Source organism: Dialister histaminiformans, from assembly GCF_900103425.1.
GTDB lineage: Bacteria > Bacillota > Negativicutes > Veillonellales > Dialisteraceae > Allisonella > Allisonella histaminiformans.
Genome location: NZ_FMXA01000007.1, coordinates 1 through 13,680, shown reverse-complemented (window position 1 = coordinate 13,680; position 13,680 = coordinate 1). Strand labels below are relative to the sequence as shown.

The 13,680-nt window shown below is 44.9% G+C and carries 14 protein-coding genes and 1 pseudogene; 4 read left to right on the top strand and 11 right to left on the bottom strand.

Going from position 1 to position 13,680, the window contains the following annotated elements; genetic code table 11:
- Positions 1 to 153: 153 nt before the first annotated feature.
- Entirely contained in the window at positions 154 to 1,533 is a 1,380-nt protein-coding gene (locus BLQ79_RS03100) for an MATE family efflux transporter (protein ID WP_091363760.1), read from the bottom strand.
- 310 nt (positions 1,534 to 1,843) lie between these two features.
- Between BLQ79_RS03100 and BLQ79_RS03095 the strand changes: the two genes are divergently transcribed.
- Positions 1,844 to 2,074 (top strand): hypothetical protein, encoded by a 231-nt coding sequence (locus tag BLQ79_RS03095; RefSeq protein ID WP_091363758.1) that lies wholly within the window; start codon positions 1,844 to 1,846, stop codon positions 2,072 to 2,074.
- Positions 2,075 to 2,290: 216 nt separating this feature from the next.
- Here BLQ79_RS03095 and BLQ79_RS03090 read toward each other — a convergent pair whose 3' ends face one another.
- On the bottom strand, positions 2,291 to 2,806 hold the full coding sequence (locus tag BLQ79_RS03090; RefSeq protein ID WP_091363755.1) for a hypothetical protein: 516 nt from the start codon (positions 2,804 to 2,806) through the stop codon (positions 2,291 to 2,293).
- 79 nt (positions 2,807 to 2,885) lie between these two features.
- On the bottom strand, positions 2,886 to 3,665 hold the full coding sequence (locus tag BLQ79_RS03085; protein ID WP_091363752.1) for a ZIP family metal transporter: 780 nt from the start codon (positions 3,663 to 3,665) through the stop codon (positions 2,886 to 2,888).
- A gap of 225 nt (positions 3,666 to 3,890) precedes the next feature.
- On the opposite strand from BLQ79_RS03085, the gene BLQ79_RS03080 reads away from it, so the two are divergent.
- The 3 genes from BLQ79_RS03080 to BLQ79_RS03075 are packed head-to-tail and all read left to right on the top strand — an operon-like array spanning position 3,891 to position 5,218.
- A complete protein-coding gene (locus tag BLQ79_RS03080) occupies positions 3,891 to 4,313 on the top strand; it encodes a peptide deformylase (protein WP_091363749.1) in 423 nt (140 codons plus the stop codon).
- A gap of 16 nt (positions 4,314 to 4,329) precedes the next feature.
- Complete coding sequence (locus BLQ79_RS08240; protein WP_159427825.1) at positions 4,330 to 4,500, top strand: hypothetical protein; 171 nt, start codon at positions 4,330 to 4,332, stop codon at positions 4,498 to 4,500.
- Positions 4,481 to 5,218: a D-alanyl-D-alanine carboxypeptidase family protein gene (locus BLQ79_RS03075; RefSeq protein ID WP_091363747.1), complete on the top strand. Its 738-nt coding sequence runs from the start codon at positions 4,481 to 4,483 to the stop codon at positions 5,216 to 5,218. The genes BLQ79_RS08240 and BLQ79_RS03075 overlap by 20 nt, the downstream gene beginning before the upstream one ends.
- A gap of 123 nt (positions 5,219 to 5,341) precedes the next feature.
- Here the strand turns inward: BLQ79_RS03075 and BLQ79_RS03070 are convergent, their stop codons facing one another.
- The 8 genes and pseudogenes from BLQ79_RS03070 to BLQ79_RS03035 all read right to left on the bottom strand — a co-directional run.
- Positions 5,342 to 5,968, bottom strand: a complete 627-nt coding sequence (locus BLQ79_RS03070) for a hypothetical protein (protein ID WP_091363745.1) — start codon at positions 5,966 to 5,968, stop codon at positions 5,342 to 5,344.
- Positions 5,969 to 6,008: 40 nt separating this feature from the next.
- Complete coding sequence (locus BLQ79_RS03065) at positions 6,009 to 6,428, bottom strand: GNAT family N-acetyltransferase (RefSeq protein ID WP_091363742.1); 420 nt, start codon at positions 6,426 to 6,428, stop codon at positions 6,009 to 6,011.
- Between the two features lie 159 nt (positions 6,429 to 6,587).
- Positions 6,588 to 8,096 carry a Na+/H+ antiporter NhaC family protein gene (locus BLQ79_RS03060; RefSeq protein WP_091363738.1) on the bottom strand — a complete coding sequence of 503 codons (1,509 nt, stop codon included), beginning with the start codon at positions 8,094 to 8,096 and terminating at the stop codon, positions 6,588 to 6,590.
- A 299-nt stretch (positions 8,097 to 8,395) separates the two neighbouring features.
- A complete protein-coding gene (locus tag BLQ79_RS03055; RefSeq protein WP_091363734.1) occupies positions 8,396 to 9,892 on the bottom strand; it encodes a Na+/H+ antiporter NhaC family protein in 1,497 nt (498 codons plus the stop codon).
- 330 nt (positions 9,893 to 10,222) lie between these two features.
- On the bottom strand, positions 10,223 to 10,747 hold the full coding sequence (locus BLQ79_RS03050) for a biotin transporter BioY (protein WP_091363732.1): 525 nt from the start codon (positions 10,745 to 10,747) through the stop codon (positions 10,223 to 10,225).
- Between the two features lie 167 nt (positions 10,748 to 10,914).
- Positions 10,915 to 12,075, bottom strand: a complete 1,161-nt coding sequence (gene rpoD / locus BLQ79_RS03045; RefSeq protein WP_234944904.1) for an RNA polymerase sigma factor RpoD — start codon at positions 12,073 to 12,075, stop codon at positions 10,915 to 10,917.
- Positions 12,076 to 12,205: 130 nt separating this feature from the next.
- The gene (locus BLQ79_RS03040; protein WP_159427824.1) at positions 12,206 to 13,282 is read right to left on the bottom strand and encodes a L,D-transpeptidase family protein; all 1,077 of its coding nucleotides are present in this window, start codon (positions 13,280 to 13,282) and stop codon (positions 12,206 to 12,208) included.
- Between the two features lie 101 nt (positions 13,283 to 13,383).
- A pseudogene (locus BLQ79_RS03035) lies at positions 13,384 to 13,680 on the bottom strand (IS256 family transposase); the annotation flags it as partial.

The following is a 13,680-nucleotide window of genomic DNA, read 5'->3' as shown; positions in this document are numbered from 1 at the left end:
AAGCAGTGGATTTCCGTATCCACTGCTTTTTGTATTGCCTGTTTTTAAAATTATTTCTGCCTGGTTTGTGCCGTTTCAGGATATGAGAAGTAAAAAACGCTGTCGGCTCTTTGTATTTCTTATATAAATACTTTCTCTGGTTTACAGATGATTCTACAGATATTTCCCTTGTTTCTCCATTTGTTTTAATTTTCTGTGCATGATGAAATACATAGTGGTATAACAGCATACACCCCCAAGCACGTTGGAAACCGGTTCTGCCCAGAAGACGCCCATTTTCCCAAGATGTCCTACATAGGGAAGAATATAGGTTAATGGAATAACCAGGATTACTTTTCTGAACAGGCTGAAAAAAATGGCCTGTTTTTTCATTCCAAGAGAGCGGAACACGGTCTGCCCGCTCATCTGGAGCGACTGGAATATAAAGGCTATGCAGAAAATATGCAGCGCAGGAACTGCCTTTTCAATCAGATTGGCATCATTACTGAAGATTCCCGCGAAAAAGTGAGGGAATCCTTCTATGCAAAGCCATCCGGTAAGAGTATACAGGAACGTACCGGCCGTCATTATCCGGATGGCCTTACGCATAATATCAAGGTGCCCGGCTCCGTAGTTATAACTGATAAGGGGCGCCGTACCATCGGCAATAGACAGGGCCGGGATATCCAAAATCTGCCGTACAGAGGATGCAATGGTCATAATGGTAATATCCAGGGCTCCTCCAAGATGAGAAAGCATCTGATTCGCCGCTACGAGTACCATACTATTGGTAGTCTGCATAATAAATGGCACTGTTCCCAGAGAAATAATATCCCCTGTATAAGGAAGGTACACACCCCGGCCATTTTTTCTTAACCCGTACAAAGGGTACCCATTATCCCGTGAATGGAAAAAGTGCCATGAATACGCAGCAGATAAAAACTGTGAAATTACCGTAGCCACCGCGGCTCCTGCGACCCCCATATGGAATACAAAGATAAACAGTGGATCCAGCACCATATTGGTAATTGCCCCTATGGCAATGGTCATCATGCCTATTCTTGGAAACCCCTGTGCGGTAATATATGGGTTCATACCGCCGGAAAGCATGGCAAAGATATTTCCGGCCAGATAAATCTCAAAATAGGATTTGGCGTAAACCAGATTTTCCGGACCGGCTCCAAAAAAGTCAAGGATCGGTCCAGCCCATATTTCTCCTATCACCATAAGGACTACCGCAGCGATAATGAGGAGAACAAAGGAGGTGTTCTGTATATCCCTGGCCATATCTTTTTTCCCTGCACCGGCCGCCATGGAAAACAACGGTGTGCCGCCCATGCCAAACATATTGGTAAACCCGGTAATCAGTATGATGAGTGGAAAACATACCCCCACACCGCCCAGTGCCACTGTTCCGGTAACAGGAATACGTCCAATATAAAATCTATCCACCACGTTATACAGGATAATAAGAATCTGCGCAACCATTAATGGAATAACTGACTGAAAAATATTGTATACTACACGATTACTGCCATAATCTATTTTTTTCATCCTACTCATCTCCTGAGTTCTTATCAGATTACTCCATTGTATACCTCTTCCCCATCGTGTGCCACTCTGTTTGCTATCATCCTTTATTCCTGATTTTGCTTCACTTTATTATATCTTATGTGCGATTGTTTATTTATCAAACACTGATTAATGTTATTAATGTTTTAATTTCTACCATATCGCAGCTTTAATTCCACTAATCATCTGAATAAAGTATAAATCTGTATATTGTACATTTCAGGCATGTATGTTATTATCTAGTCATATTCAAAAATTTTTATTTGTTTTAGTTTGAAAGGGAGATTATGTTATGAGATTCGGTTTTGTTAATGGGGTAAACAATGAAGAAAGTTCCTGTTCCCCGGCTCAGGTATCCAGACTGGCCGCTTCAGGAGTGGAAGTAGTAGTAACCAGAGGTTCTGCTTATAATGATGCTGATTATGTAAATGCCGGTGCACAGATCGCTGATTCCGCAGAAGAGATTTATTCCACTTGTGATTTCGTCGCACAAGTTCAGGAGTGTGCCAAACAACGCTGCTAACAGACCAGCCTATTATCCAGCACGAGTATTTTCAGCCATTTCTACCAGACTTCTTTCTGAACTCAGGTAGAACCTCCTGTACTAAGAAGGAGTAATCATATGGCTGCAAAATTAATCGTGCAACCGTAATTACTCAAAACACATAAAAATCCCAAAAAAGTACATCGCCCAGGATCGTTAAATCCCCTGGCGATGTACTTTTTATGTTGCCTTATATTATCTACAGGCACTACGCAATTCCTTTACCGCCCCGGCTATTTCCGGAAACGGAGTATCTGTATCCTGTCCGGGCACAAAGCGGATAAACTTATCTCCCATCCTCATTTCAATACGGCTGTATCTTCTGATAGGTCCGTATTTTTCCTTGTCCCAGAGGCTACGGTTAATTCCCGATGACCGGGTATTTGTCACAAACTGCTTCTGCGGCAGCGTAAGTACAAAGGCCATACGGGCTGAGAACTCATGAACCGCTTCTTCAGAAAGAACACCATTCTCCTTTCTGGCAAGGCCATGGCTCCAGTCAGTTTTTTCCCAGGTCCTGTTTTTCATGTCAATGAAATAATCAAACTGCCCGCCATGTTCTGTTTCCTGTCCATCCAGTATATTCATGGTAAAAGCCATCTGCTGAAGAATTTTTTCCGCTTCCTCTTCCGTTTTTTCACTGGATTTCGTATAAAGTCCCTGCCCCTGATTTGCCTTCTTGACCAGCTCATCAAAATTGTATTTAGCCATACTATCTCTCCTTTTTCCCTGTCCGTCAGGTAACTGTTTCCTCTGTTTTTAATATCTGCAGGATATACCCCGCTGTATATCAGCCGAGTGCCACATCTAATGACATCATAAGCATAAAACCGATGGCAAATGAAATAACCCCCACATGGGAATGTTCACCTGCCGACATTTCCGGAATCAGTTCTTCCACCACTACATACATCATGGCGCCGGCAGCAAAGCTCAGAAAATACGGCATAAGCGGCACGACAAAATCAGTAAGAAGTATCGTAGCCACAGCACCAATCGGTTCCACAATCCCGGATAACACGCCTCCGGCAAAGGCTTTCCATTGGCCCATCCCCGCACTTTTAAGCGGCATGGAAATGATGGCTCCTTCAGGAAAATTCTGAATGGCAATCCCTATGGCAAGAGAAGAGGCCGCTGCCAAAGTAATGCCCGCGTGCCCGGAAAGGAATCCGGCATAAACCACCCCTGTGGCCATACCTTCCGGAATATTATGAAGTGTGACCGCCAGCACCAGCATAGTTGTCTTAGCCAGGTGGCTTTTCGGTCCTTCCGCTTTATCCGCATGCATGTGAAGATGCGGAATCAGATGATCCAGCAAGAGCAAAACCCCCATGCCGATACCAAAACCAATGACGGGAGGTACAAATCCCCATTTCCCCATGTCTGTCGTTTCATTCAAGGCTGGAATCAGCAAACTGAAAAATGAAGCCGCTACCATGATGCCTGCTGCGAAACCGGTAAGCCCCCGTTCAATCGAAAGATTCAGCTTTCCCCGCAGAAAGAAAACACAGCCAGCCCCCAGCGTGGTCCCAAGAAAAGGGATCATGATCCCTAAAAGTACATCATTCATATGTTTCTCCTGTATCTATAATGTAATTATGTAATAAGGTAGTTAAAGTATCCAGAACAATGAACACCTCCTTATTTTACCATGAATGAACTTTTTTCTCGATGAAGTCAGATTTCATTTTCCCCATATCCTATGGTTTTACTCCTGCCGGATATGATAGAGTAAAGAATAGTGTTGTTTTGTTCAGGGATTCATGAATTAATTCCCTGTAAAGAAAGGAAAAATATGGAAAGAGACATTATCAGAGATATTATTTTCCTTCAGCGCAAATCAGAACCGGCCTGTGCCGGATGTGCTGAGGATATGGCCGCAGCCAGGGATCTGTATGATACCCTGGCTGCTCATCAGGATCATTGCGCAGGCCTGGCTGCCAATATGATTGGTGTAAGTAAAAGAATACTCGCCGTGGTTTCCGGCGATAAGATTATTGTTATGCTCAATCCGAAAATAAATAGGAAATCAGGACGTACCTATACTACAGAGGAAGGCTGCCTCTCCCTGTCCGGCACGCGTCCCACAGAACGTGCTGAAGAGGTTGAAGTTACATGGACAGATCTGGATTCACGCAAAAAGAGAAAACGTTTCCGCGGACTTACAGCAGAAGCCATTCAGCATGAAATGGACCACTTTGACGGTATATTAATCTGAGAAGGGAGATGTGGTCATGTTTAAACACATAATAAAAGGGCTTCTGTGTCTGACATTCATGTGGTCGTTTCTTCTTCCCGCTTCCGCTGAAAACTCCGCCGGCACTCCGCCGGATATTACAGCGGATTCCGCCATTGTAATCAACGCGGATACAGGAACTGTATATTATGAAAAAAAACGCGGATAAGCGGGAATATCCTGCCAGTATGACCAAGGTCATGACCTTACTGCTTTCCCTGGAAAAAAATCATCCAGGACATATCGTATCGGTAAGTCATCATGCAGCCGACGTGGAATCCACCTCTCTTCATACCGGAGAATGGATTGCCGTAGACCAGCTGAACTACCTCATGATGCTTCGCTCCGATAACGGAGCTGCTACCGCACTGGGAGAATATATTGGTGGAAATATTTCCGGATTTGCTCAGATGATGAATGATAAGGCCCATGCGTTGGGAGCGACAAACACTCATTTTGTCAATGCCAATGGAATGCCGGATGAAAATCACTATTCCACGGCAAGGGATATGTCGGTTATCGTTCGCTACGGTATGTCTCTGTCTGCATTCCGCAAGATTGTTTCCACAAAGAGCTGCGGTATTACCTTTACCCGGCCACAGACCACAAGGCTTCTCTATAACACCAATAAATTGCTCTTTACCTATGACGGAGCCATTGGCGTAAAAACTGGCTGGACCAAAGCGGCCAAAGGATGCCTCGCTTCAGCAGCCACAAGAAATAATATCACTCTGATTGCCATTGTTATGCATTCAGCTACAGCCGAAAGCCGTTTTACTGAATCCGCGGCACTTCTTGATTATGGATTCGCTAAGGCTCAGTCTGAAACACAGAACAACCGGAGCAATACTATTGGTTCAGGCCGCCGTAAAATCAAAGCCGCCTGATGACTCTTTTCCCTGCTATCTGACCAATCTTATGTATAACATAAAAGGAACTGTGAAAAAGTGATCCCTCATCTTTTTTCACAGTTCCTTTTTCTTACGTCCGGAAAAGGCCGCTATTGCCTCTCAGGCTGCTCCTTTTACCTTGTGGTTTCGTACCTTATCCATAGCTTCCAGATATTCCTTCAGATTGTTAATCCGGTTTATACGCCAGGTACCATCTTCCTTACGCATATTGACCTTGAGGACAAATCCATCTGTAAGGATACTGTTTTTTACCTTAACGCTTACCACTGCGTCGGAATGACTGGTATCCACATCCTGCACATCAAGTACCTGCGTATGGGGAATGTCCAGAGTGTCTGCCATTCCACGGCTGACATATTCACCGGCTTCGGTCCCATATGTCCAGCGACCATTTTTTACATATGAAAGTATTGTCTTCTTAGCTGAAGCCACAGCTTCCGGCTGAATAAGGTTCCGGACCTGCAGAAACATAATCATACCGGTTCGGCTGTGCATCAGTTCCGCATCCCTGGATGCTTCATAATTCTGGAACATGAGATATGAACTGTTGCACAATCCATCAAGATCTGTATATCGCGCAAACTGTTTTTCATTATGAGTCTGCACAGCCTCCTGTGCCTGCTGGAAACAATATTCCGGTGACGTCCAGTAGAAATACAGTCCGGCCCCAATTCCCAGAACAATAACCACTATCCCAATGGCCAGAGCCAAAATTTTTTTATTCACAGAAACCTCCTGCTTTTTCTATCATAACCTGCCTTCCTGATTACAGCACTTTCCTCATCCATACATGCGGACAGAACTCATCGAGAAATTCTTCTCCACTGGCAGTATATCCAAGAGATTCATAAAAGTGTTTAACCCGAACCTGGGCAGCCAGTGCCAGTGTTTTTCCTCCAGCCTCTCGTACTTCCTGCTCTGCTGCTTTTAATAATTCCGTGCCATAATGGTTCCCCCGGAATATCTTACGCACGGCCACCCTGCCAATAACGTAAGATTTCTGCTGATCATCCCAGAAAACTCTGCAGGTTCCTGCCGGAATTCCATCTGCATAAAGGACCATATGCCTTGATATGGAATCTTTATCATCAAACTCTATGGTAAATCCCTGCTCTTTTACAAACACTTCTTCCCGGATTCTACGTGCATCGTCCGGCAGTTTGTCAAAAGATTTACACTCAATCATGCTTATCCATCCTTTCCTGATGTTATTGTATTATTTTATCACAGTTCCCTGATTATCAAAGAGAAATACCTATGATATGCGGTTATTTTTCTGCCGGATAAAAGTTGCATAAAAAATGCGGAGACACACTCTTCTGTCTCCGCATGGTCATATGCACGGTTAGCTGGCCGCATGATCCTTCATCTTGAAATTGTAAATATAAATCATCTCTCCAAACAGAGCCGCATATCCGGCTATCATCCCTGCTATCTCATTGTCGGTTATCCCCGCGACAATATACCCGATAACACAGGCCGCTATCACGACAAGCGCATAGGGGATCTGTGTGGACACATGGTCAATATGATGGCACTGAGCACCCGCTGAAGCCATGATTGTGGTATCTGAAATAGGTGAGATGTGATCTCCGGCCACAGCTCCCGCCAGAACCGCTGCCACCGCAATGGTAAGCATATTCAGGTCGTTTGTGCCTGTTGCAGCAACAACGATAGGAATCAGAATACCAAACGTTCCCCATGAACTTCCCGTAGCGAAGGAAAGGACAAAGGAAACCAGGAAGAATACCGCCGGAAGGAACATGATGAATCCGGCATGCCCTCTTACGATATCCCCTACATAACCGCCCAGATCCAGATACTGGCTGCTGCAGATACCCGCAAGGCTCCATGCCAGTGCCAGAAGCAGCGTAGCCGGTACCATGGACCGGAACCCTTCTATATAGCAGTCACACAGCGGCTTAAAATCGATAACCCTGCGGACCATATACAGTATAACCGTAATAACTACAGCCGCGAAGGCTCCTATAACCAGACCACGCATGGAATCACATTCCGCAAAAGCACGTCCCAAGGGTACTCCCTGCATAATGCCGCCTGTATAAAGCATTCCGAAAATACATAACCCAATAAGAAGAAGCAGCGGCAGAATCAGATCTATAATCGTACCATTACCTACCGGCTTGGTGACAGAATCTTCCGTTACCGGTTCTTCACTGATATACAGTTCATTTTTCTGTTTTTCTTCCAGTGACTTCATTCGGGAAAAATCCTTCCCGGACCAGATAATGAAAAGAACAAAGAGCAGAGTAAACCAGGCATAAAAATTAAGGGGTATGGTGTGGATGAACAGAGCAAATCCATCCACACCCGAATTTTCCGGGAAAGAAGAAGCTACAGCAGCCGCCCAGCTGGATACCGGGGCAATAATACATACCGGTGCCGCGGTAGCGTCAATAATATAGGCCAGCTTTGCCCGGGTAACATGGAATTTATCTGTAACCGGACGCATAACCGTTCCCACGGTAAGGCAGTTGAAATAATCATCAATGAAGATAATTATCCCCAGAATCATAGTTATCAGCAGCGCCATCCTTTTTCCCTTAATAGCCTTTACCGCCCATTCCCCATACGCCTGGGATGCCCCTGACTTATTGACCATGGATACAAAAATCCCCAGCAACACGAGAAATACCAGGAGGAACGCATTATCCCCTATGGCCTTGGTCATAATGCTGAAAAGGACATTAATCGCACTGAATACATCAAACCCAGTGAACAATAACGTCCCTGAAAATACACCTATAATAAGTGCAGAATATACTTCTTTCGTCAGTACAGCCAGCAGAATAGTAATCAATGGTGGAACAAGTGCCCATGCAGAATGTGCCAATGAAGTCCACTCCCTTCTTTTACGTAATCCATAGCCGGTGTAATCATGCCGGTTATTTATCTACTTAGACTATAACGGCTGAGATTTATAAAGTCAACACAATGTTTTAATTTTTATTATTTTTTGTTTATATTTTGCCCATATCCAATGAGGACTGCCCATTCCGCGTCATGGAAACAGGGACTGGAAAAACCGGCTGAACACAGATTCTGCCATGAAAAAAGAGCTCTTTCATTCGATGAATGAAAGAGCTCTCTGCTTTTTATCCGTTTATACAGACTCTTTTACCTGTCTCTGAATCAGGCTTTATTCTTTTCCATCTTGAAATGGTAAATGCAGAAAGCGATGCAGGCAAGGCAGAAGAAGCCAACGGCCGTACCTACCAGTCCATTTCCCGCAAATCCAGCTGCCAGATAGCCAACTACACAGCAGGAGCTGACTGTCAGACCGTAAGGAAGCTGGGTCTGTACGTGATCAATATGATGGCACTGCGCACCGGTAGAGGACATAATCGTCGTATCGGAAATCGGAGACAGATGATCTCCGGCTACCGCGCCAGCCAGAACTGCTGCCACTGTCATGGTGAGCAGATTTATATCATGACCGGATACCGCTACGATAATCGGAATCAGAATACCAAATGTACCCCAGGAAGTACCGGTAGCAAAGGCAAGGCCAATGCCTACCAGGAAGAACACTACAGGCAGTAAGGCCGTTATAGTGGTATTGCCGCTCATTACATGGGCTACATATCCGCCTAAATCCAGGTAATCTCCACTGCAGATACCGGAAAGGCTCCATGCAAAGCAAAGTATCAGCATGCCAGGACACATAGCCTTGAACCCTTCCAGATAGCATTCACAGAATTCGCTGAACTTCAGTACTCTTCTTGTCAGGTAGAAGAATGCGGTAAACACAAGACCGATAAAGGAACCAATGACAAGACCGCGTGCCGCATCACAATTAGCAAATGCGTCGCGAATGGATGCTCCTTCCAGAATACCACCTGTATAAGTCATACCAAATACACATCCGGCAATGAGAACCAGCAAGGGAAGGACCAGATCGACAATCTTACCATTCCCAACCGGAGTGCCCGCCTCAACCGAACCTTCCTCACTGATTACCAGTCCATTTAATTCTCTGTCTTCCAGCTCCTTCATCTTGGAGAAATCATGACCGGAAATAATGATAAACAGCATGAATGTAATAGCCAGAAGAGCATACAGATTCATAGGGATGGTATGAATAAACAGTGCAAATCCATCAATTCCTGATGACTTAGGGAGAGAAGATGAAACGGCAGCTGCCCAGCTGGAAATCGGTGCGATAATACAGATAGGCGCCGCTGTGGCATCGATAAGATATGCCAGCTTTGCACGGCTGATGTGGAACTTATCCGTAATAGGACGCATAACCGCACCAACGGTCAGACAGTTAAAGTAGTCATCGATAAAAATGAGTATCCCCAGAAGCATGGTAACGAACATAGCCATACGGCGTCCCTTAATAACCTTAGCTGCCCATTCACCATAGGCTTCCGATGCCCCGGACTTGTTGACTGCGGCAACAAAGATTCCGAGCATAACCATAAACATCAGAATGTAGACGTTTCCGCCTATCTTATCATTCATGACCTTGAAAACCGTATCGATAGTTCCGATAATATTAAACCCGGAATACATGAATGACCCTACCAGAACACCGGTAAACAGGGATGTATATACTTCCTTGGTTGCCAGTGCAAGGATAATTGTGATTACGGGTGGCAAGACCGCCCAGATTGAATGTACCAATCCAATCACTCCTTCCTGTATCTTTACAAATTCTCTTCTGATAAAAACAATATCCCATCACGTCGATTATGTGTCTCTCGAACTCGATTGTCAATACTATTTCTTCATTAAAAATCGGTATAACTGCCCCTAGGTTTCCCTGCTTCTTCCCCATGTTTCTGAAAGTTCAGCTATTCTGGGAAAAAACAGATTTATCCGATTGCCTCTGACCGTGTATACAAATATTTTTATCCATGGTAAAAAAAAGATTTATCGCCTGTTTTTTACCCCTCTTTCCGTGCAATAAAAAAGGATTCTGACCCACACAGGTTATCAGAATCCTTTTCCCGCTCAGCGGGCAATTATCTTGTTAATCTTCACAGAAAGAAGCATGGCTGCCACTATCTTGACCGCGTCGCCGGGCAGGAAAGGAACAACACAGAGCATCAGGGCTTCCCAGAATGCAGTCTGGGTAACCAGCATGAACCACACAGTGCCAAAGAGATAACAGATCAGATTCCCTGTTACCATCCCCACAAGCAGCATGCCTTTCCGCTGAGGATACTTTTCCGCAAACCAGCCGGTGATAAAGGCCATAAATACATAGCCAATAATATATCCGCCTGTCGGACCCGCCAGAACAGAGAATCCGTCTTTCCCCATGGCAAATACAGGAAGTCCGATGGCTCCCAGCAATATATAAAGGACCATGCTCAGCGTACCATATTTCTTCCCCAGGACGCCGCCAGCCAGAAGAACAGCCAAACTGCCCATACTGATTGGCACAAGACCCACCGGGATACTGAGCTGCGCGCATATGGCCATGGCTGCAGCAAATAAAGCGCATAATATCTGTTTTCTTATAGATTGTGACATACTTCTCTCCTTGTTTTTTCCATCAGTATAGGTAATGTTTTCCAGAGTGTCAAATTATGGTTTACAATCATGTTTATCTTCTGCGGCTCTCATTTCGTATGCTTTGTTTCCAAGCAGCAAAAAAGCCCGGATTCTCATCCGGGCCCTGCAGCTTTTCCTTATCTGATTTACATACCAGCCAGGGATGGAGCTGCCTTTTTAAGTTTCTTTAATGCTTTGCTTTCAATCTGACGGATTCGTTCACGGGTAACCCCGAAATGTTTGCCCACTTCTTCCAACGTGCGTGGAGTACCATCATCCATACCGAATCGCAGATACAGGACGCCTCTTTCGCGCTCGGTCAGATTTTTTGCCAACAGATCATGAATCTGTTCGCGGCGAATGGTTGCTGCCGTTTCTTCTTCCGGAGAAGCGGTCTTCTGATCTTCAATAAAATCTCCCAAATGGGAATCTTCCTTTTCGCCGATCGGAGTTTCCAGAGAAATCGGATCCTGTGCCGCCTTCTTGGCTTCCTGTACTTTGGCCACATCGATTCCCATTTCCTTGGCAATTTCCTCGTCTGTAGCCTCCCTGCCCTTTTCCTGAAGCAGTCTACGGGCCACACGGTTCATGCGGTTAATGGTTTCCACCATGTGAACCGGAACACGGATGGTTCTTGCCTGATCCGCAATAGAACGGGTAATAGCCTGACGAATCCACCAGGTTGCGTAGGTGGAGAACTTATATCCCTTGGTATAATCGAACTTTTCAACAGCCTTCATAAGTCCGATATTTCCTTCCTGAATCAGATCCAGGAACGGCATATTTCTGCCTGGATATTTTTTAGCAATCGAAACCACCAGTCGAAGATTGGCACTTGCCATTTTCTGCTTGGCTCTGGCTGCTGCCGCCTTATCTTCTTCTGTCGCATCCGGCAATTTGCCCTTTTCAATGGTCTTGGCCAGATTCATTTCCTGCTCTGCCGTAAGAAGCGGTGTCGCCCCGCATTCACGAAGATACAGTCTTACCGGATCCGTAATTCCTGTCCCGGCCGCTGCAAAGTCACTGGCCGTTTCCTTATGCCAGTCCTTGTTTTCTTCTTCGTCATCATCTTCCATCATATCTTCATCGAGGAAATCCGGAGCATCATGTTCGTCTTCTTCCGAATTGTCAAAAATCAGCGGAATGTGACGGTCATGGAGTTCCTTATGGATAGCATCCAGATCTTTAGCTGTTAATTTCTTTTCCTTAACAAGGGCAATGACGGCCTTGTAAGGAATACCGCCATCGGTTTCAGATTCCATTAATTCCTGAATCCACTGTGTAAGCTTTGTTGATTTAGCTGACAAAGGGAGCACCTCCTAATGACACGCTCTCTGAATTGTTTATTGCACGCTGTAATTATGTTCTTTATAATAGCCGGAAACATATTTTACTCTCATTTATTATGAAATGCAACTTTCTTCTGAGCAGATTTTTTCAGTGTTCTGCCGTAAGCCGGTACTTATAATCGGATGTAAGTTCACCATGAACTTTGAACAGACCGGACGCATCGGTATCCTTTATATAGAGTTCTCCGCTCTTGCTTATTGCCGGAGCCTGTCCATATGGACTCTGCAGAAGCATTTCTTCCGGTTTAAAGTCAATTTCCATGCGAAGGGCGGAAGAGAGGGAATCCACAGGAAGATAGGTAATCCCATCTTTGCGGATAGCTCTCTTATCCAGTTTCTTACCATCAAGGATAATATCATACACTTTCCCGACATATGTCTGCTGCCCATCGGATTTTCTGATTTTTTCGGCAATAGACTTTTCATCCGCAAATGTATCTACGCCGTATCCATGAAGCACTTTCTTGACATAGGCCGTATCAAGGGACTGGCGTTTATATCCGTCCGGATACACATAGTACGATATGGTGTGATCATCATCCCTCTGAATTACCACCCGATCATAAACAATATCAACCGGTGTATGCATCTTTACACGGGAAAATAAATCTTCCACATCCTTTTCATGCATGCGCACACAGCCATGGGATGCATAATGCCCGATACTGTTTGGCGCGTTGGTACCATGAATGCCATAATTTCCGCCAATACGCATCCATCGCTGTCCTAAGGGGTTATTTGGGCCGGCCGGAACTACATGTTTCGGATTCTGCGGATCTGTCCAGGACGGATTGACTTCCTTTTCAATAATCTTGAAGTGTCCGCTGGGAGTCATCATATCCGGCTGTGCCTTTCCGCAGGCTACAGGATAGGTCTTTATTCTTCTCACACCCTGAAAAAGTGTCAGCTGCCTTGCCGCTGTATTAATTAATATATGCTGCTGTGATGTGTCTGAACTCTCCTGGGGCTTTTCATCTGCCTTTTTATTTTCATCCTCAATGACAAAAGCCGGATTTCCCATAAATTCCGGGCGGCTTTTAACCCACTGGGAAGCCATATTCTGTTCCGGGCGCGTATAGTCATCAGCTGCCGCATTGATCTGCTGGCTTCCGGTTCCACATACAGCCAGAATAAATAACGCAATGGCAAGTTTTCGATACATCATGCATCTTCTCCATTCTTCTTTAAAAAAGTTCTCTCGCTTATGATATAGAAGAATATCCATAAAATCAAGTTTGCGGGTTATAGGACAAAACGTGTTGGTTTTTAGTCCCAGTAAAAGCTAATATCAAGGTCAGTTTTATGAAGCTCTCCCCAGACAATAGCGTCTCCCCATGTGGGGATTGAATCCTCTAATCTACTTCGTTCATTCATGGTATTATATATATCGGAAATACTTTTATTGGTCGGCATAACCTTTAGTATTTCTGCGGGTGAAAGCGGTTTCGGTGAGTGCATGTAGCACCACCAGAAAACCGCTTTTATTCTTTTTTCAACGGATAATCCTCTGTGCTGTCGAAGCATTGCACGTAGTTGGGCATTAACTCCACCTTCTATCCGATT